Source organism: Nocardioides sp. Z35_8, from assembly GCF_059621125.1.
In genome coordinates this window covers 1-21,915 of sequence record NZ_JCAQIE010000001.1, presented here as the reverse complement: position 1 = coordinate 21,915, position 21,915 = coordinate 1, and the positions used below count along the sequence as shown (strand labels likewise).

The window sequence follows — 21,915 nt, the reverse complement described above, 5'->3', positions numbered from 1 at the left end:
GTCAGGCCTTGTTGTCCTGCACGAGGATCGACCCGCCGCTGGCGGGGTCCGTGTCGTCCTCGCGCCCCGGCGTCTTGAGGTTCCACTTGCGGATGACGAAGCGGAAGCCGAAGTAGTAGACGGCCGCGTAGGCCAGACCGATCGGGATGATCAGCAGTGGCCTGGTCGCGATGTTGAAGTTGAGCACGTAGTCGAACAGGCCGGCCGAGAAGCCGAAGCCGTCCTTGATCCCGAGGGCGTTCACGAGAGCCATCGACGTGCCCGTGAGAAGGGCGTGGATGACGTAGAGCGGGAACGCGACGAACATGAACGCGAACTCGAGCGGCTCCGTGACGCCGGTGAGGAACGCGGTCAGCGCGGCGGACAGCATGATGCCGCCGACGAGCTTCTTGTTCTCCGGGCGCGCCTCGTGCCAGATCGCCAGCGCGGCGGCCGGGAGGGCGAACATCATGATCGGGAAGAAGCCGGTCATGAACGCACCGGCGGTGGGGTCGCCGGCGAGGAAGCGCGCGATGTCACCGTGGTAGACCTCGCCGTTGGCGGAGTACTCGCCGAAGATGAACCACGGCGGGTTGTTGAGGATGTGGTGCAGGCCGAGCGGGATGAGCAGCCGGTTGAGGGTGCCGTAGACGAACCCGCCGAGCACGGCGTTGTCGGTCACCCACTCGCCGAGGCCGGTGATGCCGGCGTCGAAGGCGGGGTAGACGAAGCTCATCAGGACCGAGACGACCAGCATCGCGAACGCGGTGATGATCGGCACGAAGCGGCGCCCGCCGAAGAACGCGAGGTAGGGCGGCAGGGTGATCCGGTGGTAGCGCTGCCACAGCCACGCGCTGACGAGGCCGGAGACGATACCGCCCAGCACCCCGTAGTTGATCAGCTCGTCGCCCTCGAGGATGACCGGCGACATCGCGTCGCCGACGCCCTTGAAGACGAGGTAGCCGACGACCGCCGCGAGCGCCGTCGAGCCGTCGGACTTGCGGGCCATGCCGATCGCGATGCCGACGGCGAAGAGCAGCGGCAGGTTGGCGAACAGGGCGTTGCCGGCGGCTCCGATGACCGCGGCGACGTTGTCCCAGCCCAGGCCGTCGGCCCCGAGCAGGTCGGGCTGCCCCAGCCGGAGCAGCAGGGCTGCCACGGGGAGGGCGGCGATCGGGAGCATCAGGCTGCGCCCGAACCTCTGGACCGGCGCGAGGTTCCACCTGCGCTTGTCCGACGTGGTGCCGCTCGACGCGGCTTCCTGGGTGGTCATCAGGATCGTTCCCTTCTCGTGGTGCTGTCGGTGGTGCTGTCGGTGCTGCTCGCGCGTGGATCCGCGCGGAGGCTCATGTGGACCTGGTAGTGGTCTCCGCGGTAGCGCGAGACGACGTGCTCGACGGGGCGCCCGGCGGCGCTGGAGACGCGACGGAAGACCAGGAGCGGGGTGTGGACGGGGGCCTCGAGGCGACGCGCGGTGGCCCCCTCGGCGCTCTCGCCCCACACGGTCTGCTCCGCGTTGTCGATGACGAGGCCGTAGCGCTCGGCGAAGAGGGTGTAGAGCGAGCCGGTGAGGTCGGCGGTGTCGAGGCCGGGCAGGAGGTCGGTGGGATACCACCCCTGCTCGATCGCCATCGGGCGCCCGTCGGCCAGGCGCACGCGGTCGATGCGCCATGCCGTGCCCCTCTCACCCAGCTGCAGTGAGCCCACCACGTCACCGGGCGGCCGCTCCTCGTCGACGAGCATCAGGCGCGTCGAGGGCACCAGCCCGCGACGGCGCATGTCCTCGGAGAACGACGCCAGGTGGAGGTGGCTCTCCACGCGCGGCGCGGCGACGAAGGTGCCCTTGCCCTGGATCCGGCGGAGCAGCCCGCCGGCCACCAGGCTCTCGATCGCCCTGCGGACGGTCGCCCGCGAGACGTCGTAGGTCGCCATCAGCTCGCGCTCGGACGGGATGGCCGTGTCAGGGCCGAGCTCGCGGGTCGCCAGGTCGGCCAGCACGTCGCTCAGCTGGGCGTGCTTGGGCCGGGGGCCGTCGTCGATCCTGCGGGCCATCTCCACCTCTCGACGCCGGGCGCCTGCATTGGTACGGTCTGGTCCGTACCAGTTGGGAGGATGGGTCCCGGCGCCCCCGTTGTCAAGGACCGCTCATGAGCACAGCACCGACGCGCATGGCCGCCGAGATCGCCGAGCAGCCGGCGGCTGCGGCGCGCACCCTCGAGCACCTCGTGCCGCTCCAGCCCCGCCTGCGCGAGCTCGCGGAGGACAGGCGCCGCGTGCTCCTCGTCGCGCGCGGGTCCAGCGACAACGCCGCGATCTACGGCCGCTACCTCCTCGAGGTCGCCGCCGCGGTGCCGGCGGCGCTGGCGGCCCCCAGCGTGGCCACCCACTACCGCTCGCGGCTCGACCTCTCGGACTGCCTGGTCGTCTCGGTCTCGCAGTCGGGCGCCACCGCCGAGATCGTCGAGACCCAGGACTGGGCCCGGTCGTGCGGGGCCGCGACCGTCGCCATCACCAACGTCGACGGGTCACCGCTCGCCGACGCCGCCGACCTCAGCCTGGTCACCCGCGCCGGCCCCGAGACGGCGGTGCCCGCCACCAAGACCTACCTGACCCAGCTCGTGGCGCTCGCCCTGCTGGCCGACGCCCTCGCACCGGACCACGCGCTGGCCGACGGCCTGGCCCACGTCCCCGAAGCGGTGGCCCGGCTGCTCGAGTCCGACGTGGCCGCGGCCGCCGAGACTCTCGCCGCCGCCGAGCAGGTCGTCGTCTCCGGTCGCGGGCTCCTGCTGGGCACCGCCCTGGAGACGGCGTTGAAGATGGAGGAGACCTGCCTGCGGCCGGTGCGGGGCTACTCCTACGCCGACCTGCGCCACGGTCCCATCTCGGTGGTGCGGGAGGGGCTGCTGGCCGTGCTGGTGGGCTCGGCGAGCGGCCCGCTGGCCGAGCCGATGGCCGACCTCGTCCGCGATCTCCGCGAGCGGGGCGCGCGTGTCCTGGGCATCGGCGGGACGCCGACGTTCGCCGACCTGTGCGACCTGCACCTCGCCGGGCCCGACCTGCCCGAGACGCTCGAGCCGATCGCGTCCATCGTCCCGGCGCAGATGATGGTCGAGCAGACGGCCCGCCGGCTCGGCCTCGACCCCGACAATCCCCGCGGACTCCGCAAGCTCACCCGGACCGACCGCTGACCCCGACCCACCCACCGAAGGACATCCACATGAGCAGCAAGGCAGAGAAGATCCTGGCCGGCCTCGGCGGCGCCGACAACGTCGTCGAGATCGAGGCGTGCATCACCCGGCTCCGCACCGAGGTCAAGGACGGGTCGCTCGTCGACCAGCCCGCCCTCAAGGCCGCCGGAGCCCACGGTGTGATGGCCAGCGGCACCGTCGTCCAGGTCGTCGTCGGGCCCGAGGCCGACAACCTCGCCGACGACATCGAGGACCTGATGTGAGCGGTGGGTCCGTGCAGGTGCTGGCCCCCTGTCCGGGGCGGGTGGTCGCGATCGCCGAGGTGCCCGACGCGGTGTTCGCCGAGGAGATGGTCGGCCCCGGGATCGCCATCGAGCCGGCCATCGAGCCCGACGGCGGACCCACGACGGTCGTCTCGCCGATCGCCGGGACCGCCGTGAAGGTGCTCCCGCACGCGTTCGTCGTGCTCGGCGACGGCGTCGGCGTGCTGGTGCACCTCGGCATCAACACCGTCCGTCTCGAGGGCGAGGGCTTCGACGTCCTCGCCGCGCAGGGGAGCGAGGTGGCCGCGGGCGACCCGATGATCGCCTGGGACCCCTCGTCGCTTCCCGCCAGCGCGGGAGGGCAGGACGTCTCGCCGGTCGTCCCGGTCGTCCTGATGGACGCGGCGAAGGGCTCGGTCACCAGTGAGGCGATCGGCACCTCGGTCGCGGCGGGCGACCTCCTCTTCGTGGCTCCATGACCGGCTCCACGACCGGCTCCACGACCGGCTCCACGACCGGCTCCGCCCTCTCGGGCTTCCTGCTCGACCTCGACGGGACCCTCGTCGACTCCGAGTCGCTGCACCGGGCGTCGTACGAGGCGTGGTTCGCCCACCGCGGCTGGGAGCTGCCCGACCTGGCCATGTTCACGGGGCGGCGCGCCGAGGACGTCTTCGCCGTCGAGCCCGGTCCCTGGTCGGGGCACGACCCCGTGGCGCTGGCCCGGGAGGTGGTGCCGTTCGTGCCGGACGAGCCGCCCACGCCGGTGCTCGGTGCCCGCGACCTGCTCCTGGGCGCCCGCGCCACCGGTGTGCCGCTGGCGATCGTCACCTCGGCCGGTCCTGACTGGGTCGAGCGCTCGCTGCGCGCGATGGCGCTGGACCTCGACAGCGTCGACGTCGTCGTCACCTCCCGCGACGTCGCCGACGGCAAGCCGCACCCGGCCGGCTACGCCCTGGCCTGCGAGCGGCTCCACATCGATCCGGCCCACGCCCTCGCAGCCGAGGACTCGCCGGCCGGGGTGCGCGCGGCGCGCGGCGCCGGCGTACGCCGCGTGGTGGGCGTCGCGACCACCCACCTCGCGGCCCGGCTCGAGGATGCGGGCGCCACCGAGGTGCACGACGACCTGCGTCCACTGCTGGGGCTCGTCGCCCGCGGCTGAGGCACCCGCGCCCGGCCGCGGTTCAGCGGTCGCCCCGGTCGCCCACGGTCCGCGCGTGCGGGCGGCCCGGGTCGTCGAGGGCGGGCGCGACCTCTCCCGCGCGCAGCGCCTCGAGCTGCGCGCAGACGGCCGTGCCGTAGAAGAACGCGACCGACGACAGCAGCGCCCACAGCAGCAGGGCGAAGACGCCGGCGAGCGGGCCGTAGACGCTGCCGAAGGACCCGCTCAGCGAGACGTACGCCGCCAGCCCGGCCGTGGCGACCGCGCTCAGCACGACCGCGATGCCCGACCCCAGCGCGAGCCAGGTGAGGCCCGGCTGCCGGCGGCGCGGCGCGTGGTCGAGGAGCACGGCGATCGCGACCACGAGCAGTGCGATGCCGACCGGCCAGCGCAGCACGTTCCACCAGTCGATCGTGCGATCGGACCAGCCGTAGCTGTCGGCCATCGCGTCGCCGAAGGCGCCACCGCCGACGAGCATCACGAAGCCGATGCCGACCGGTGCGGCGAGCACGGCCGTCAGCACCGCCGCGCGGCCGTACTTGGCGAGCGCCGGGCGGTCGCGCCGGATGCCGTAGATGCGGTTGGCGCCGCGCTCGACCTGGGCCATCGCCGTGGTCATCGACACGAGCGCGAACCCCAGGCCGAGGAACAGCGCGATCTCGCCGGCCAGCTCGGAGGCGTCCGACCCGTCCACCGCCGAGGCGAGCGCGTCGCCCTCGCCGGCGCCGGGGGAGATCGAGTCGACGACGTGGGCCACGACCGCAGCGGGCCGCTCCTCGTCGAGGTCGGCGGCCAGGCCGGTCAGGGCCAGCAGGAAGGGAACGACGGCGAGGCACGCCTGCAGCGCGAGGGCCCGGGAGTTGGTGAACCCGTCGCCGTAGCGGAACCGCACGAACGACTCCACCGCGATCCGGCGCAGCCCGTGCTCGCGCGCGAGGTGCCACGCGTCGAGGGCGTCGAGCTCGTCACCGTCCATCTCCGTGGTGACGGGCACGGTGCGCGCGGTGGTCATGCGCCGCACCCTAGGTGGCCACCCGCGGGGCGACCCTGTCGGCCCGGAACAGGTCGAAGAAATCGTTATCGACAACGATTGACACCACGGACGCGCCTCGGGCACGCTGCTCGGGTGTGATCCACGTCATAGGCGGCGGGGTCGGAGAGGATCGATCGAGATGCGGAAGCAGACACGAGTCGCAGCGCTGGCCCTGCTGTGCGCCGGGACCACCCTGACGGCCTGCGGCGCCGACGACAGCACCGCAGACGGGGACGACAACACCATCACGTGGTGGCACAACTCCAACAACGAGCCGGGCAAGGGCTTCTACGAGAAGGTCGCGTCCGACTTCGAGGACGACAACCCGGGCGTCACCGTCGAGGTCACGGCGATGGCCCACGAGGACATGGTCGACAAGCTCGCCGCCGCCTTCCAGAGCGGCGACCTCCCCGACGTCTACATGGAGCGCGGCGGCGGGGAGCTCGCCGCCCACGTCGACGCGGGCCTCACCCGTGACCTGACCGAGGACGCCGCCGAGGAGATCGAGGCCATCGGCGGCTCGGTCGCCGGGTGGCAGGTCGACGGCCGCACCTACGCGCTTCCCTTCTCCCTCGGCGTGGTCGGCGTCTGGTACGACACCGAGCAGTTCAAGGAGGCCGGCGTCACGCCGCCCACCACCATGGCGGAGTGGGAGCAGGCCAACGACGACCTCAAGGCCGCCGGCATGACGCCCCTCTCCCTCGGCGCCGGCGACAAGTGGCCGGCCGCCCACTACTGGTACTACGCGGCCGTGCGCACCTGCAGCGAGGACGTCCTGACCCAGGCGGTCGCCGACCTCGACTTCTCCGACCCCTGCTTCGTCGAGGCCGGCGAGGTGGTCGAGGACATCGTCGCCACCGAGCCGTTCAACAAGGGCTTCCTGGCGACGCCGGCGCAGGAGGGGGCCAACTCGGCGTCCGGCCTGCTCGCCACCGGCAAGGTCGCCAGCGAGATGCAGGGCCACTGGGAGCCCGGCGTCATGCAGGGCCTCACCGACAGCGGCGAGGGGCTCGGCGACCGGACCGGCTGGTTCCCGTTCCCCGCGGTCGAGGGTGGTGCCGGCGACCCGGCCGCGGCCCTCGGCGGCGGTGACGCGTGGGCCGTCGCGGAGGGGGCGCCCGACACGGCCGTCGACCTGGTCACCCACCTGCTCAGCGAGGACGTGCAGCGTGAGTTCGCCGAGAACGACATGGGCCTGCCGACGGTGCCCTCCGCGACCGACGCGGTCAGCGACCCGGTCCTCGCGGACCTGATCGAGGTCCGCGACAGCGCGCCCTACGTCCAGCTCTACTTCGACACGGCGTTCGGCGAGTCCGTGGGCGGTGCGATGAACGACGCGATCGCGCTCATGTTCGCCGGCAAGGCCACGCCGCAGGACGTCGTCGACGCCATGCAGCAGGCCGCCGACGACCAGGGCTGAGCGGGAAGCCGGCCAGGAAGATTCCGTGACCCTGCCTCCACTGACCGCCGCCCCCGATCTGGGGACCGGCGACCCCGCCCCGGGGGATCGGGCCGAGATGGTGCGGTCGGCCCGCCCCCGGGGCGGGACCCGACCCACCGCGCGCCAGCGGCTGGAGATCGTGGTCTTCGTCCTGCCCGCCCTGGTGCTGCTCGGCCTGTTCGTCGCGTGGCCGGTGCTCTCGGCGGTGCGCATGTCGCTCTACCGGTGGCGCGGGTTCGGGCCGATGGACGACTTCGTCGGCCTGGCCAACTACCGCCGGGTGCTGACCGACGACGTGTTCACCCAGGCGGTGACCCACAACCTGGTGATCGTCGTGCTCAGCATCGCCATCCAGCTGCCGCTGGGCCTCGGCGTCGCGCTGCTGCTCAACCGGCGGATGCGAGGGCGCGGGGTGGTGCGCACGCTCATCTTCGTCCCCTACGTCGTCGCCGAGGTCATCGCCGGCGTCATCTGGTTCCAGCTGATGATCCCCGACACCGGGGTCGTCGACGGACTGCTCGGCGGGGTCGGCGTCGTCCCGCCGGAGCAGGGCTTCCTCGGCACCCCGGGGCTGGCGTTGTGGGCCGTCATGGCCGTGCTCACGTGGAAGTACCTCGGGCTGGCGATCCTGCTCCTCCTCGCCGGGCTCCAGTCGGTGCCGGAGGAGGTCTACGAGGCGGCGCAGCTCGACGGCGCGTCGTGGTGGCAGACCCAGTGGCGCGTGGTCGTTCCGCTGCTCGGCCCGACCATCCGCACCTGGTGCTTCCTGTCGATGATCGGCTCCCTCCAGCTCTTCGACATGGTCTGGGTGCTGACCGGCGGCGGCCCGGCCAACGCCACCACGACCATGGCGACCTACCTCGTCACCCAGGGCACCCAGCGCGGCAACTACGGCATCGCCGGGGCCGCCTCCGTCGTGCTCTTCGTCATCGGCGTGGCCATGGCCGCGCTCTACCAGCGTCTCGTGCTGCGGCGCGACACCCGAGACCTGAGGTGAGCACCGTGACGTCTCCCAGCGCAGCCCTTCGTGCTGCCCCTCGTGCTGCTGCCCCCCGGGCGGCTCCCCGGTCCATCGGCCGCGCCAACCCCGCCGTCTACGTGATCGCGCTCGCCGTCGTGGCGGTGAGCGTCGGCCCGGTCGTCTACGGCGCGCTCAACGGCTTCCGGTCCAACGAGCAGATCGCCAGCGACCCCGCCGGGCTGCCGAGCCCGTGGCGCCTCGACAACTACACCGCGGTGCTCACCAACCCCGACTTCTGGCGCTACGCCACCAACTCGCTGGTGGTGGCGGCCCTGACCACCCTCGTCGCGGTCGGGGCGGGAGTGATGGCGGCCTACCCGCTGGCGCGCTACGAGTTCCGGCTGCGCGAGCCGCTGTTCATGGTGTTCGTGCTCGGCCTGCTCTTCCCCCTCGCCACCGCGATCATCCCGCTCTCGATCCTGATCAGCCGCGACCTCCAGCTGTCCAACACCTGGTGGGGCGTGGCCCTGCCGCAGGCGGCGTTCGCGCTGCCGGTGACCGTCGTGATCCTGCGCCCCTTCCTGATGGCGCTGCCGCGCGAGCTCGAGGAGGCGGCCCTGATCGACGGCGCCTCACGGGTCGGCGTGTTCTGGCGGATCGCGCTGCCGCTCAGCCTGCCCGCCCTGGTCACCGTCGGCGTGCTGGCCTTCGTCGGGTCCTGGAACTCCTACCTGCTGCCGCTGCTCCTGCTGCAGGGCGAGATGCGTACGCTCCCGCTCGGCGTCGCCGACTACTCCACCCAGTACTCCGCCGACACGGCCGGCGTGCTCGCGTTCACGACCGTGGCGACCCTGCCCGCACTCATACTCTTCCTGGCCCTCCAGGGTCGGATCGTCAACGGGCTGCAGGGTGCGGTGAAGGGCTGATGAGGATGGTGGAGATGACCGGGCAGCGGACCGCCCGCCGGGTGACCATGCAGCAGGTCGCCGCCGAGGCGGGGGTGTCGGTCTCGACCGTGTCGAAGGTGATCAACGGCCGCTACGGCATCTCCGCGGTGACCGCCGCCCACGTGAGCGGCGTGATCGAGCGGCTCGGCTACGAGACCAGCCTCGTCGCGCGCAGCCTGCGCAACCAGCGCACCCACGTGGTCGGCGTGCTGGTCGCCGACTTCGAGCCCTTCAGCACCGAGGTCCTCAAGGGAGCGGCCGACGCCATCCGGGGCTCCGGCTTCGAGCTCGTCGCCTACTCCGCCGGTGGTCGGGTCGACGAGCACGTCGGGTGGGAGCGTCGCTACCTCTCCCGGCTGATGGGCACCCTGGTCGACGGGGCGGTGCTGGTGACGCCGACGGTCACCGACGTCGACGCCGACGGGCCCGTCGTCGCCATCGACCCGCACACCGGCAGCACCACCATCCCGACGGTGACCGCCCACAACCTGCAGGGCGCCAGCGCGGGCGTACGCCACCTCCTCGAGCTCGGGCACACCCGCATCGGCATGGTCACGGGCCGCGCCGACCTGGTCTCGGCACAGCTGCGCGAGCAGGGCTTCCGCGACGCGCTCGGCGAGGCAGGCGTCCCGGTCGACGAGTCGCTGGTCGTGCGCGGCGCGTTCGAGACCGACGTGGCCCGCGAGGTCGCGCACCAGCTGCTCGGGCGCAGCGACCGGCCCACGGCGGTCTTCGCCGCCAACGACCAGATGGCCCTCGCGGTGCTCGACGTCGCCCGCGAGCTCGGCATCGACGTGCCCGGCGACCTGTCGCTCGTGGGCTTCGACAACATCCCCGAGTCGGCGCTGTCGGAGCCGCCGCTGACCACGGTCGCCCAGCCCATCCGCGAGATGGGACGCGACGCCGTCTCCATGCTCCTCGGGCTGATCGAGGGCCGCGAGCCCGCAGACCCCCACCACACGCTGGGCACCGAGCTGGTGCTGCGGCGTTCCACCCGAGCCCCCGGAGGTGTCGCCCCGTGACCGCCCCGCTCTCCCCGACCGACCCGCACGAGCCATGGCGCGACCCGACCGTGGGCATCGACGACCGGGTCGACGACCTGGTGGCCCGGATGACGCCCGCCGAGAAGGTCGCCCAGCTCTCCGGGGTGTGGCTCCTCGCCGCCGACGCCGGCGAGATGGCGCCGATGCTGCACGAGTCGGGTCCCGACCTGGCGTGGGAGGACATCGTCGCCGACGGCCTCGGCCAGCTGACCCGGCCGTTCGGGACCGCGCCCGTCGAGGTCGAGCACGGGCTCCGCACGCTCGCCGAGCGGCAGGACCAGGTGCGGGCGGCCAACCGCTTCGCCATCCCGGCGCAGGTGCACGAGGAGTGCCTGACCGGGCTCAACGCCTGGGGCGCCACGATCTACCCGACGCCGCTCAGCTGGGCGGCGGCGTTCGACCCCGACCTCGTCGAGCGGATGGGGGCGCAGATCGGCACGCTGATGGCGCGGCTGGGCATCCACCAGGGCCTGGCGCCGGTGCTCGACGTCACCCGCGACCTCCGTTGGGGCCGCGTCGAGGAGACGATGGGGGAGGACCCCTACCTCGTCGGGACGATGGCCTCGGCCTACGTGCGCGGCGTGCAGTCCGCCGGCGTGGTGGCCACCCTCAAGCACTTCCTCGGCTACTCCGCGTCCCGCGGCGGGCGCAACCTCGCCCCCGTCGGCATGGGCACCCGCGAGCTCCACGACGTGATGCTGCCGCCGTTCGAGATGGCCCTGCGCGCGGGCGCCCGCTCGGTGATGAACGCCTACACCGACATCGACGGCATCCCGTCGGCGGCCGACCCGGCCCTGCTCACCACGCTGCTGCGCGACCAGCTCGGCTTCGAGGGCACGCTGGCCGCCGACTACTTCTCCGTGGCGTTCCTGCACACCCTGCACCGGATGGCCGCCGACCTCGGAGAGGCGGCCGGCCTCGCGCTGGACGCCGGCATCGACGTCGAGCTGCCGACGGTCGACGCCTACGGCGCCCCGCTGCTGGAGGCGCTCGCCGACGGCCGCGTCGACGAGAAGGTCGTCGACCGCGCCCTGCGGCGCGTGCTGCGGCAGAAGTGCGAGCTCGGGCTCCTCGACGCCGACTGGGAGCCGGCCCCGGCGCGTCCGGTCGACCTCGACCCCCCGGAGGCCCGCGCTCTCGCGCGCGACATGGCGCGGCGCTCTGTCGTACTGCTGGCCAACGACGGCACGCTCCCGCTCGCCGAGGGCACCCGGGTCGCGCTGGTCGGGCCCAACGCCGACACCGGCGAGGCGATGCTGGGCTGCTACTCCTTCCCGATGCACGTGCTGGCGCACCACCCGGGCACCGAGGTGGGCCTTGCGATCCCGACCCTGCGCGACGTGCTCGCCGGGTCCTACGACGTCGTGCACGTGCGCGGCTGCGCGGTGGGGGTGGCGCGCCTCGTCGACGACGAGCCGGACGACCCCGAGGCCGCCCTCGAGGCGGCGGTGGCCGCGGCGCGCGACGCCGACGTGTGCGTCGCGGTGCTCGGCGACCGGGCCGGGCTCTTCGGCAACGGCACCTCGGGCGAGGGCTGCGACGCGGCCGACCTGCACCTGCCCGGGCGGCAGGAGGAGCTGCTGGGCCGGCTGCTGGAGACCGGCACGCCCGTCGTCGCCGTCCTGCTCGTCGGGCGGCCCTACGACCTCAGCGCGTATGCCGACCGGCTCGCCGGCGTCGTGTGCGGGTTCTTCCTGGGCGAGGAGGGCGCGACGGCGGTCGCCGAGGTGCTCTCGGGCCGCACCAACCCGTCCGGGCGGCTGCCCGTGAGCTTCCCCGGCGCCGGCTCCGTCCAGCCGTCGACCTACCTCGGCTCGCCCCTCGCGCACCGCACCGAGGTCACCACCCTCGACCCGACGCCCCTGTTCCCCTTCGGGCACGGCCTCGCCTACGCGCGGGCGACCTGGCGCGGCGTGGAGCTGCTGTCGGGGCCGACCTGGCCCACCGACGGCGTGGCCGAGGTGCGCGTCGAGCTGGCCAACGAGACCGACCGCGAGGTCTCGGAGGTCGTGCAGGTCTACCTCCACGACTGCGCCGCCTCCGTGGTGCGCCCGGTCCAGCGCCTGGTGGCGGCGGTCCGGGTCGACCTGGCACCCGGCGCACGTCGCCGACTCGACCTGCGGCTGCACGCCGACCTCACGTCGTTCACCGGCCGTGACCACGTCCGGCTCGTCGAGCCCGGAGCGGTCGAGCTGCGGGTCGGTCGCTCCAGCGCCGACCACGAGGCGGTCCTGGCGCTGAGCCTGGTCGGCTCCGAGCGGACGGTCGGTCCCGACCGCGTGCTCGAGCCCGAGGTCGTCGAGGTCGTCGAGGTCGACGTGGCACCGTGAGCGACGGGTTCGTGCCGGGCGGGGCCACCGCGCCGACGGCCGTCCCGGTCGAGGCGGCGCGGGGCACCGGCCGGGTGGCCGCGCTGACCTTCGACGACGGCCCGGACCCCCGCCAGACCGGCCGCCTGCTCGACGTGCTCGCCGAGCTGGGCGTCACGGCCACCTTCTGTGTCGTCGGGCAGCGCGTACGTGCCCCCGGAGGGGCCGAGCTGCTGCGCCGCATCGTGGCCGAGGGACACGCGCTGGGCAACCACTCGCTCGACTACGCCGACCTCGGGTCGGCCACCGAGGAGGAGGCCGCCGCCGTGCTGCTGGCCACCCTCCGCATCATCCGTGAGGCGCTGGGCGACCCGGACGCGGCGGTGCCCTGGTATCGCGCGCCCAACGGCTCGTTCGGCCGCACCGGGCAGGTGGCTGCGTCGCTCGGGATGCAGCCGCTCGGGCTGGGCAACGTCATCCACGACTGGGACGACTGCGACGATCGCAGCGTGGCCACCCTGGCGGACCACCTGCGCGCCGCGATCGCCCCGGGCGCCGTCGTCCTGGCCCACGACGGCGGTGGCGACCGGGCCACGACCGTCGACGCCGTCGCCCTCGTCGTCGCCGAGAAGGTCGCCGACGGATTCCACTTCACCCTGCCGCGTGGCGGCGCCGAGGAGCACCCGTGACCACCTCCGACCCCGCCCGCATCAACTGGGCGGGCAACGTCACCTACCGCGCCCGCGAGCTGGTCGCGCCCGGCAGCACCTCCGAGCTGCAGGAGGTGGTCGCGGCGGCCGCGGCCGATGGGATGCGGGTGCGTGCCCTGGGCTCGCGCCACTCGTTCTCGACGGTCGCCGACACCGACGGACTCCACGTCAGCGCCCGCGACCTCGGGCTGCCGGTGGAGGTCGAGGACGGCCCCGACGGGCCGGTCGCGGTGGTGCCGGCCGCGGCGACCTACGCCGAGGTCGCGCCGGTGCTGCACGCCGCGGGCCGCGCGCTCCACACCATGGGGTCGCTGCCCCACATCAGCGTGGCCGGCGCCTGCGCCACCAGCACCCACGGGTCCGGCGACGACAACGGCTCCCTGGCGACCGCGGTCACCGCGCTCGAGCTGGTCACGTCCGCCGGCGAGCTCGTCCGCATCGGGGCCGACGACCCCGACCTGCGCGGGGCCGTGGTCTCGCTCGGCGCGCTCGGCGTGGTGACCCGGCTGTGGCTGCGGACCGAGCCCACCTACGACGTCCGTCAGCGGGTCTGGGCCGACCTTCCCGCAGCCGAGGTGGCCGAGCAGCTGCCGGCCGTGCTGGCCAGCGGCGACAGCGTCAGCGTGTTCACCGACCTGTCCGACCCGGAGCGGGTCACCTCGGTGTGGGTCAAGGAGCGCCTCGACAGCCCTCGCGCGCTCGCGCCGTGCCTGGCCTCGCGCGCCCCGGCCGACCGTGAGCTGCACCCGGTGCCGGGGGTCGACCCGCTCGCGACGTCGCCGCAGCAGGGCGTGCCCGGTCCGTGGCACGAGCGGCTGCCGCACTTCCGGGCCGCGCACCTGCCGAGCGTGGGGGAGGAGCTGCAGAGCGAGCTCTTCCTGCCGAGGGCCGCTGCACCCCACCTGCTGCCGACGATGACGGCCATCGCCCCGCTGGTCGCCCCGGCCCTCCTCGTCCACGAGATCCGCTCGATCGCCGCCGACGACCTGTGGCTGAGCCCGTTCCGTGGCCGCGACACGGTCGCCGCGCACTTCACGTGGCGCCCCGACGCGGCGCTGGTGCGCCCCGCACTGCGTGCGGTGGAGGACGCGCTCGCGCCGTGGGAGCCGCGCGCCCACTGGGGCAAGATCACGGCCACCCCGGCGCTGCGCGACCCCGGCGGCGCCTACGACCGCGCTGGGTTCGAGGCGCTGCGTGCGCGCCTCGACCCCGCCGGAGCGTTCCGCAACGACCTGCTCGACCCCTGACGCCTGTCGGTCGGCAGCGCCACACTGGGGCCATGGGCACTCGGGAGCGCTGGGGACAGGTCGCGGTGCAGCCGCGCAGGTTCTACGACGGCGGCACCCTGCCGACGCCGACCGGGCCCGGCGAGCCGCCCGATCCGGGCTCCGACCCCCGCATCGTGCTCGAGCGCCACTCCGACGAGGGGGTCGAGACGTTCGCGCTGGCGCGACGCCTGGCCTACCGCGACCGCCACCTCGGCGAGCTGCTCGTGCCGGCGCGCCCCGACTTCCGCACCGACCTGACGTCCGTGCCCGCCCTCTTCACCTGGCTGGTGCCCAAGACGGGCGCCCACCTGCCGGCCGCGCTGCTCCACGACGCCCTCGTGGCGGGTCGCGACGACCCGACGTCCTACGTCTCCACGGAGGGCCACGTGGTCGACCGGGTCGAGGCCGACCGGGTCTTCCGCGACGCGATGGCCGACACCGGCACGGGCGTCGTCCGGCGCTGGATCGTGTGGTCGGCGGTGACCGTGGCCACCGTCTTCATGGGTCGCGCGGTGCCCTGGTCGACGGCTCGGCACTGGTCCTACCGGGTGGCCGCCGCCCTCACGATCGCCGTCATCGTCTCCCTCGGCTACAGCGCCACGAGCGACCTGCTCGACCGCTCGTGGTGGGGCGCGGTCGACCTGCCGTGGATGGGGGAGCGGCCGTGGTGGGTCGAGCTCGCGGGCGGTTTCGCCGGGGCCGTGGTGCTGCCGCTGGCGCTGAGCCTGCTCTGGGGACGGCTGCGGACGGCGGGCGCGATCGCCGGGATGATGCTGGCGGTGCTGCTCCACGTCACCGTCGCCCTGGCCGCCATCGCGGCGACCTACCAGACGGCGGAGTGGCTGGCGCGCCGCTCGCCGGTGGCGGCCTGGGCCCTGGCGGGGGCCGTCACCGGCGCCGCGCTGGTGCTGTTCGCGCTGCTCAACCTCGGCTGAGCACGACCCGGGACTCGGCCTGGGTCGCGCTCAGCGCAGCGAGTAGGTGGCGAGCGCCACACCGACGTAGTGCGCGGCGAACGCCAGGACGGTGAACGAGTGGAACACCTCGTGGAACCCGAACCAGTGCGGCGAGGGGTTGGGCCGCTTGAGGCCGTAGACCAGGCCGCCCAGCGTGTAGAGGACGCCGCCGACGGCCACCAGCACGAGCGTCGCGACCGCGACGCCGCTGCTGAACCGGTCGGCGCCCTCCATGAACTGGGGGATGAAGAAGACCGCGGCCCAGCCGAGCGCGATGTACATCGGCGTGTAGAGCCAGCGGGGCGCGTCGGTCCAGAACACGCGGAACACCACGCCGGCCACGGCCGCGCACCACACCACGACGAGCAGTGTCGTGCGGGCGGTGCCGTCGAGGAACAGCAGCGCGTAGGGCGTGTAGGTGCCGGCGATGAGCACGAAGATGTTGGCGTGGTCGAAGCGCCGCAGGAAGGCCCACGTGCGCGGCGACCAGGTGCCGCGGTGGTAGATCGCGGAGACGGTGAAGACGAGGAGGGCGGACAGGGCGAACGCCGCCGATCCGATGCGGGTCGAGGCGGTCGGAGACATCGCCACGAGCACGATGCCGGCGGCGCCGGCGATCGGAGCGGTCGCGGCGTGCAGCCAGCCGCGCAGGCGCGGCTTGATCTCGGCCATCTTGTCGGCCATCACCTCGCCGGCACGGTCCACGGCGTGCTCGACGCGGTCGCGGGGGGTCATGGCGGGGTGGTCCATACGGAAAAACTACCCCGTAGGGCGAGAGGCGCGCAGTCGTCGGCGACAAGCGCCGGCACACCCGGCGTTACGATCGGTTCGTGATCAACGTGAAGGACGTCGTGCGACGGGTGCTCTACCCGGCCTACGAGTCCCGGGTGGTGAAGCGCCTGCCCCACGACCAGATCCCGCAGCACGTCGGCGTGATGCTCGACGGCAACCGGCGATGGGCCAAGGCGGTCGGTCTCGACACGGCCGAGGGCTACCAGGCCGGCGCCGACAACATCCGTCCCCTCCTGGTCTGGTGCGAGGAGGTCGGGGTGAAGGTGGTCACGCTCTGGCTGCTCTCGAGCGACAACCTCACCAACCGTCCCGCCGAGCAGCTCACCGGCCTGCTCACGATCATCGAGGGCGCGGTCGAGTCGCTGGCCGAGGCACGCCGTTGGCGGATCCACCCGGTCGGTGCCCTCGACCTGCTGCCGCCCGAGACAGCCGCGAAGCTCAAGGCGGCGGAGGAGGCGACCCGCGACATCGACGGGCTGCTGGTCAACGTCGCCGTGGGCTACGGCGGGCGCCGCGAGATCGCCGACGCGGTCCGCGCGCTGCTCTCCGACCACGCCACCAAGGGCACCTCGCTCGAGGAGCTGGCCGACAGCATCGACGTCGAGCACATCGCCGAGCACCTCTACACCAAGGGCCAGCCCGACCCCGACCTGGTGATCCGCACCTCGGGCGAGCAGCGCCTCGGCGGCTTCCTGCTCTGGCAGTCGGCCAACTCGGAGTTCTACTTCTGCGAGGCGCTCTGGCCCGACTTCCGCCGGGTCGACTTCCTGCGCGCGATCCGCGCGTACGCCGCCCGCGAGCGCCGCTTCGGCGGCTGACCGCGGCCCCCGGCCGTTGCCTCGTCGTGACCTCGCGTTCGGGCGTGTCGACCCGGATCGCGGTGTGACCAAGCGTACTTTCGCGATATCGGCAGGTGGGGAAGCCTGCTGTACCGGGAGGCACACCGTGGGCACTCAGAGGGGAGCTCTCCGGTCCGTTGAATGACATCGGGCCGGGCGAGGAGTGCGCGCGCCGACCCGCAGCAAGGGGTTAGTCGTGGCCAGCAGCAAGACCTCACCCAGCACCACCCGCCGCACCTACGTCCTGGACACGAGCGTCCTTCTCGCCGACCCGGCCGCGACCAAGCGCTTCGCCGAGCACGAGGTGGTGCTGCCAGTGGTCGTCATCACCGAGCTGGAGGGCAAGCGCCACCACCCGGAGCTGGGGTTCTTCGCCCGCTCCGCGCTGCGGGCCCTCGACGAGCTGCGCATCGTCAACGGGCGCCTCGACCAGCCGGTGCCCGTCGGCACCGAGGGCGGCACGCTCCGCGTCGAGCTCAACCACACCGACGCCGACTCGCTGCCGTCCGGGTTCAGGCTCGGCGACAACGACACCCGCATCCTCGCCGTCGCGCGCAACCTCGCCGACGAGGGGCACCGGGTCACCCTGGTCAGCAAGGACCTCCCGCTGCGGATCAAGGCCTCGGCCGTCGGGCTCGACGCCGAGGAGTACCGCGCCGAGGCCGTCAGCAGCTCCGACACCGGCTACACCGGCATGGCCGAGCTCGAGGTGCCCGCGGGCGACCTCGACGAGCTCTACGAGGACGGGGTGATCGACCTCGCCGAGGCGCGCGACCTGCCCTGCCACAACGGCCTCGTCCTGCTCTCCGAGCGCGGCACGGCGCTGGGCCGCGTCGGTGCGGACAAGCGCGTGCACCTCGTGCGCGGCGACCGCGACGCCTTCGGGATCCACGGGCGTTCGGCCGAGCAGCGGGTGGCGCTGGAGATGCTGCTCGACCCCGAGGTCGGCATCGTCTCCCTCGGCGGGCGCGCCGGCACGGGCAAGTCCGCGATGGCGCTGTGCGCGGGCCTCGAGGCCGTGATGGAGCGTCGCCAGCACACCAAGGTCGTCGTCTTCCGGCCGCTGTTCGCCGTCGGCGGCCAGGAGCTCGGCTACCTGCCGGGCTCGGAGGGGGAGAAGATGTCGCCCTGGGCGCAGGCCGTCTTCGACACCCTCGGCGCGCTGGTCTCGCGCGAGGTCGTCGACGAGGTGATGGACCGCGGGATGCTCGAGGTGCTCCCGCTGACCCACATCCGCGGCCGTTCGCTCCACGACGCCTTCGTCATCGTCGACGAGGCCCAGTCGCTCGAGCGCAACGTGCTGCTCACCGTGCTCTCGCGCATCGGCGCCAACTCCAAGGTCGTGCTCACCCACGACGTGGCCCAGCGCGACAACCTGCGGGTGGGGCGCCACGACGGCATCGTGGCGGTCGTGGAGAAGCTCAAGGGCCACCCGCTGTTCGCCCACGTCACGCTGACCCGATCGGAGCGTTCGCCCATCGCCGCCCTGGTCACCGAGATGCTGGAGGACGTCACCCTCTGACCTCGCGCTGTGGCGGAGAAGACACCGGTGTGCCGGTGCTGGTGTGACCCCTGAGGTCAGGCGTGTCTCATGTGACGAAAGGGACAGCACCGGATGTGGCGTTTGGTTTGCACGGCTCCTGAGGCTCCTGCATGGTGGCTCGTGACCGCTTCGTGACCTGGGCCGTTGGGCCCGGGTCCGCGCGGTCGCTCCACGCCCGGCTCCACCGGGGCGTGGCACCCCGTCGTCTACCCCGTGAGCCCCCGTGTCGAAGTCCGACAAGCACGTCCCGAAGCACCGCGCGCCCGGCCGGCACAAGTCCGTGCGCGCCCCGCGTCGACCCCTGCGCACCAGCGTGGCGCTGACCGGCCTGGCCGTCGCCGTGACCGGCATGAGCGTCACCGGCGGTCTCGCGCTCGATGAGCCGCGCGTGCCCTCTCCGATCGCCGCCGACCCGGCGAGCTCGGCGGCCGGCGCGTCCGGTGCCACCGGCACGACCGCCGGCACGGCTGCTGGCACCACCACCGCTGGCGGCACCACCGACGGTGCCGAGACGGTCGCCGACACCGAGTCGAGCGCCGGTGAGCTCGAGCGGCGCTCCTCGCGGGCCGTCGTCTCGCGCGCGGCCCGCCGCACCGACCGCGTCAAGGCCACCGCGCTCGAGATGTCCGGTGGTGCGGCGGTGACGCGCTCGGAGAAGCTGTCCGACGGCGACCCGCGCGACATCGCCCGCGCCCTGCTGCCGGCCTACGGCTTCTCCGCCGACCAGTTCTCGTGCCTGGACTCGCTCTACGTCAGCGAGTCCAACTGGCGCGTCGACGCCGACAACCCGACGTCCTCGGCCTACGGCATCCCGCAGGCCCTCACGCAGCTGCACGACCTGCCCGACGACTACATGACCTCCGCCGAGGCGCAGATCCGCTGGGGGCTCGACTACATCCGCGACACCTACGGCACCCCCTGCAGCGCGTGGAGCTTCAAGCAGGCCAACGGCTGGTACTGATCCCCCGTTCGATTGACTCCAGCCGCCGGTTCCACCATCCGGGGTGCTCTGCTGCCTGCTGCCGCAGCCTGGCGTACTCGCGAGGCGTGGCCCACCGCAGCACGGGCGCCACCGCGAGTGCCGTCACAGCGCCCCACCGCCACTTGCTACGGTTCTCCAGAGTCCCGCGACCCCGGCGACAGCCGGCGCCTGGAGGATCACGTTGTAGGGCCGACGACTGGCCCCTCGAGCCCTTCGTGCTCGGTCAACCACGGCAGGCCGGCGCGCCACCTGCGAGGCCAGCTGCTGCAGTGCCCGACGACCGCTGCGAGGAAGAAGCCGTTCGCGATCGCGTACGTACGGTCACCGCGCGGGCTCACGAGCCGACCGGCGGGCACGTACGCGGCAGCGGCGGAGAGCGCGAACGTCCCGGCAGCCGCTCGTACGCCGACATGTGGCGCCAGCGGCACCGCGACGCCCGCCACGAGCTCGTAGCAGACGTGACCGGCGATCGCGACGATGCCGAGGCGGGTCCAGTGACGTTCAGCCATCCGGTCCCGTACCCCAAGACGCCGGCCGGCACGAGCACCTCACGGCCGGCGGCTGCACTCGACGTCCTGACATGCCCTGGCCGGGGGCGGCTCATGCCGATGTGAGGACGCGTTCTCGCGGCGTCGGGCATGACAGTCTGCGGCCATGGCACACGAGACAGGGCGCGACACGATCGCCGACCCGTCCGTTGTGACGACGCGCGACGAGTTCGGATGGTTCGTGGAGGAGGTGCTCCGCGACTATGTCGATGCGGGACGCGTCGAGTGGGAGAACTCGACCGTCGAACGCCTTCTGGATGCGTTGACCGCCTTCTCAACCGCTCCGGTGGAGACCGATGTGGACTACGACCAAGAGGCACCCTCAGGGCGTCTGTTCGCCGAGATGGTCCGCGCGGCCACTGGCTACGAGTAGGCACCCGCATCTGCCGCGACCCGTGCGTCCGCTCACGTCGATGAGTCCGTCTCCCAGGCCGCTGTTGCAGTCGCGTGGTCACCGTTGACCTGCTGCGCGTGAAGTCCCCGGGCGCAGCCGTCTCGGGTCTCATGACGACGGGACTGCTGAGCGATGGCTGGCACTCGCTCCTACACCGGCTGGCACTCCTCTTCCTGGCGGTTGCCTTCTTGGTCGCCGGTTGGTGGCAGCTGAGACCGGGCGTACGCGCTGAGTTCCTGCGGCGGCCCAAGTCCACGGACGACCCCGACTGGCTTCGTCGAACGTCCGCTCATGCCGCCTGAATCCACACCGATGTCCTGACGCCGATGCGCCAGAATGTGACCATGGGTTGGCGGGGAGTAGTGCGGACTGACAACGGTCACCGCCTGACTCCGAGATGGGTCACGCGTAGCCGCTTGCCTGACATGCTTCCGGGCGTTCTGTGGCGCCGTGGAGTCGTTCTTTTCGGTGGTCGATTGCACTTCTGCGTGGGCAACCTTGAAGCCGCGCATCGAACCATCGAGTGGAAGGGCTACGACTGGCTCGTCGGGCACCGGCCCTACGACGGGCCTCATCGCGAACGTGAGCCCAACCGCTTCGATGACCCTGACTCTTACGAAGACCTCGGCTGACGGAGAACGTCCGGGGTCTGCCGCTGACATGCGCGGATCTGCCGATGAGCGGTTGACGGTGCCATGCTGCGTCCATGGATGAGCCCCCAGGTCCCAAGCCGCTTATCAGTGGTCGCGGCATGTTGCGGATCGAGGACTTCTGCCGAAGCACCGGTCTCGCCCGGGCCACAGTGGAGGAACTAATGCGCGCCGGGCGTCTCGACGGGGTGCTGTGGACGCCTGAGGAACCGAGCCACCCGGTCGGGATCTTTGACGATGTACTGCCCTCGTCGGAGGCACTCGCCGCCCTGGGGCTGCAGGCAAGTGATGACTACGATCCCGATGCCCTCCGATCGTTCGAGATGACCGACGACGAAGATGCTGAGGGCGGCGCGTAGTCACTACATCACTTGCCCAGACGCCCGGATCTGCCGCGATGAGCGTGCGGATCTGCCGAGATGAGGGCGCCGGGCGAGCGGGGTGGCCGCCAGCGTTCGCGTCCCCAGGTGCAGTGGGGCGCGTTCGATGCGCCAAGAGCTCGGCACGATCCCGTCGGGGCTGCGCTCGCGTCGTAGAACGGCTTGCCGACCTAGAGTTCGACGCATGACCGCTGCCCTGAGTTGGCGTCTGTTGCGTCAACATGAGTTGACTATCACGGGAGAAGTCAACTACGGTTGACCGCATGACAGAGGTCGATCTTGCCCGCATTCACCGAGAACGCTGATCCGCTCCAAGCCCTGCGCGATACAACCGCGCTGCGCCGCCGACTGGAGGGACAGGAGGAAGTCCTGGTGCACCGCGCTCGGGTGTCAGGGACCACGTGGACGCAGATCGCTGAAGCGCTCGGTGTGACGAAGCAGGCCGTTCACAAAAAGTACGGCGGCCGACGCCTGTTCGGGCGGACGGAGGCATGACGGTGACGAACTCGCTCCTCGATGATCTGGCGGGA

Annotated in this window: 22 protein-coding genes; 17 read left to right on the top strand and 5 right to left on the bottom strand. The window is 72.5% G+C overall.

The genetic code is table 11. The annotated features are described in order from the left end of the window. Position 1: 1 nt before the first annotated feature. Both AC54T2_RS00110 and AC54T2_RS00105 read right to left on the bottom strand, forming a co-directional pair. Entirely contained in the window at positions 2-1,252 is a 1,251-nt protein-coding gene (locus tag AC54T2_RS00110; protein ID WP_186340481.1) for a PTS transporter subunit EIIC, read from the bottom strand. Beyond that, on the bottom strand, positions 1,252-2,031 hold the full coding sequence (locus AC54T2_RS00105) for a UTRA domain-containing protein (RefSeq protein ID WP_489975025.1): 780 nt from the start codon (positions 2,029-2,031) through the stop codon (positions 1,252-1,254). The genes AC54T2_RS00110 and AC54T2_RS00105 overlap by 1 nt, the downstream gene beginning before the upstream one ends. 95 nt (positions 2,032-2,126) lie before the next feature. On the opposite strand from AC54T2_RS00105, the gene AC54T2_RS00100 reads away from it, so the two are divergent. From AC54T2_RS00100 to AC54T2_RS00085, 4 genes are read left to right on the top strand one after another with little or no spacing between them, the layout of a single operon-like run. Next, positions 2,127-3,167: an SIS domain-containing protein gene (locus tag AC54T2_RS00100; protein WP_496665184.1), complete on the top strand. Its 1,041-nt coding sequence runs from the start codon at positions 2,127-2,129 to the stop codon at positions 3,165-3,167. 29 nt (positions 3,168-3,196) lie between these two features. After that, positions 3,197-3,430, top strand: coding sequence for a PTS sugar transporter subunit IIB (locus AC54T2_RS00095; protein ID WP_186340483.1), 234 nt, complete (start codon positions 3,197-3,199; stop codon positions 3,428-3,430). Beyond that, positions 3,427-3,909: a PTS sugar transporter subunit IIA gene (locus AC54T2_RS00090; protein WP_186340484.1), complete on the top strand. Its 483-nt coding sequence runs from the start codon at positions 3,427-3,429 to the stop codon at positions 3,907-3,909. Before AC54T2_RS00095 ends, AC54T2_RS00090 begins: the two co-directional genes overlap by 4 nt. Then, a complete protein-coding gene (locus AC54T2_RS00085) occupies positions 3,906-4,589 on the top strand; it encodes an HAD family hydrolase (RefSeq protein WP_496665183.1) in 684 nt (227 codons plus the stop codon). The genes AC54T2_RS00090 and AC54T2_RS00085 overlap by 4 nt, the downstream gene beginning before the upstream one ends. 22 nt (positions 4,590-4,611) lie before the next feature. Here AC54T2_RS00085 and AC54T2_RS00080 read toward each other — a convergent pair whose 3' ends face one another. Further along, positions 4,612-5,601 (bottom strand): YihY/virulence factor BrkB family protein, encoded by a 990-nt coding sequence (locus tag AC54T2_RS00080; protein ID WP_496665182.1) that lies wholly within the window; start codon positions 5,599-5,601, stop codon positions 4,612-4,614. Positions 5,602-5,761: 160 nt separating this feature from the next. Between AC54T2_RS00080 and AC54T2_RS00075 the strand changes: the two genes are divergently transcribed. Genes AC54T2_RS00075 through AC54T2_RS00040 form a run of 8 tightly spaced genes read left to right on the top strand, consistent with a single transcriptional unit; the run spans position 5,762 to position 15,236 of the window. Next, positions 5,762-7,042 (top strand): ABC transporter substrate-binding protein, encoded by a 1,281-nt coding sequence (locus AC54T2_RS00075; protein ID WP_186340487.1) that lies wholly within the window; start codon positions 5,762-5,764, stop codon positions 7,040-7,042. A 25-nt stretch (positions 7,043-7,067) separates the two neighbouring features. Then, on the top strand, positions 7,068-8,060 hold the full coding sequence (locus tag AC54T2_RS00070; protein WP_206054415.1) for a carbohydrate ABC transporter permease: 993 nt from the start codon (positions 7,068-7,070) through the stop codon (positions 8,058-8,060). A gap of 5 nt (positions 8,061-8,065) precedes the next feature. Then, entirely contained in the window at positions 8,066-8,950 is an 885-nt protein-coding gene (locus AC54T2_RS00065; RefSeq protein WP_496665181.1) for a carbohydrate ABC transporter permease, read from the top strand. A gap of 14 nt (positions 8,951-8,964) precedes the next feature. Then, positions 8,965-9,993, top strand: coding sequence for a substrate-binding domain-containing protein (locus AC54T2_RS00060; RefSeq protein ID WP_489975022.1), 1,029 nt, complete (start codon positions 8,965-8,967; stop codon positions 9,991-9,993). After that, on the top strand, positions 9,990-12,344 hold the full coding sequence (locus AC54T2_RS00055) for a glycoside hydrolase family 3 N-terminal domain-containing protein (RefSeq protein ID WP_489975021.1): 2,355 nt from the start codon (positions 9,990-9,992) through the stop codon (positions 12,342-12,344). The genes AC54T2_RS00060 and AC54T2_RS00055 overlap by 4 nt, the downstream gene beginning before the upstream one ends. Next, the gene (locus AC54T2_RS00050) at positions 12,341-13,012 is read left to right on the top strand and encodes a polysaccharide deacetylase family protein (RefSeq protein ID WP_489975020.1); all 672 of its coding nucleotides are present in this window, start codon (positions 12,341-12,343) and stop codon (positions 13,010-13,012) included. Before AC54T2_RS00055 ends, AC54T2_RS00050 begins: the two co-directional genes overlap by 4 nt. Further along, on the top strand, positions 13,009-14,280 hold the full coding sequence (locus AC54T2_RS00045; protein WP_186340491.1) for an FAD-binding protein: 1,272 nt from the start codon (positions 13,009-13,011) through the stop codon (positions 14,278-14,280). The genes AC54T2_RS00050 and AC54T2_RS00045 overlap by 4 nt, the downstream gene beginning before the upstream one ends. A 32-nt stretch (positions 14,281-14,312) precedes the next feature. Then, the gene (locus AC54T2_RS00040) at positions 14,313-15,236 is read left to right on the top strand and encodes a DUF1353 domain-containing protein (protein WP_496665180.1); all 924 of its coding nucleotides are present in this window, start codon (positions 14,313-14,315) and stop codon (positions 15,234-15,236) included. A 30-nt stretch (positions 15,237-15,266) separates the two neighbouring features. Here the strand turns inward: AC54T2_RS00040 and trhA are convergent, their stop codons facing one another. Beyond that, on the bottom strand, positions 15,267-16,007 hold the full coding sequence (gene trhA, locus AC54T2_RS00035; RefSeq protein WP_496665179.1) for a PAQR family membrane homeostasis protein TrhA: 741 nt from the start codon (positions 16,005-16,007) through the stop codon (positions 15,267-15,269). An 80-nt stretch (positions 16,008-16,087) separates the two neighbouring features. Between trhA and AC54T2_RS00030 the strand changes: the two genes are divergently transcribed. The 3 genes from AC54T2_RS00030 to AC54T2_RS00020 all read left to right on the top strand — a co-directional run bounded on the left by AC54T2_RS00030 (position 16,088) and on the right by AC54T2_RS00020 (position 19,392). Next, positions 16,088-16,867: an isoprenyl transferase gene (locus tag AC54T2_RS00030; RefSeq protein ID WP_186340493.1), complete on the top strand. Its 780-nt coding sequence runs from the start codon at positions 16,088-16,090 to the stop codon at positions 16,865-16,867. A gap of 217 nt (positions 16,868-17,084) precedes the next feature. Further along, the gene (gene phoH2, locus AC54T2_RS00025) at positions 17,085-18,410 is read left to right on the top strand and encodes an RNA 5'-3' helicase PhoH2 (protein ID WP_186340494.1); all 1,326 of its coding nucleotides are present in this window, start codon (positions 17,085-17,087) and stop codon (positions 18,408-18,410) included. A gap of 244 nt (positions 18,411-18,654) precedes the next feature. Further along, the gene (locus AC54T2_RS00020) at positions 18,655-19,392 is read left to right on the top strand and encodes an aggregation-promoting factor C-terminal-like domain-containing protein (protein ID WP_489975016.1); all 738 of its coding nucleotides are present in this window, start codon (positions 18,655-18,657) and stop codon (positions 19,390-19,392) included. A gap of 197 nt (positions 19,393-19,589) precedes the next feature. On the opposite strand, the gene AC54T2_RS00015 is transcribed toward AC54T2_RS00020, so the two are convergent. Continuing rightward, positions 19,590-19,922 (bottom strand): hypothetical protein, encoded by a 333-nt coding sequence (locus AC54T2_RS00015; RefSeq protein ID WP_496665178.1) that lies wholly within the window; start codon positions 19,920-19,922, stop codon positions 19,590-19,592. A gap of 145 nt (positions 19,923-20,067) precedes the next feature. Between AC54T2_RS00015 and AC54T2_RS00010 the strand changes: the two genes are divergently transcribed. Together AC54T2_RS00010 and AC54T2_RS00005 are read left to right on the top strand one after the other, a co-directional pair. Further along, entirely contained in the window at positions 20,068-20,334 is a 267-nt protein-coding gene (locus AC54T2_RS00010; RefSeq protein ID WP_186340497.1) for a DUF7660 family protein, read from the top strand. Positions 20,335-21,061: 727 nt separating this feature from the next. Continuing rightward, positions 21,062-21,364 (top strand): hypothetical protein, encoded by a 303-nt coding sequence (locus tag AC54T2_RS00005; protein WP_496665177.1) that lies wholly within the window; start codon positions 21,062-21,064, stop codon positions 21,362-21,364. Positions 21,365-21,915: the final 551 nt, after the last annotated feature.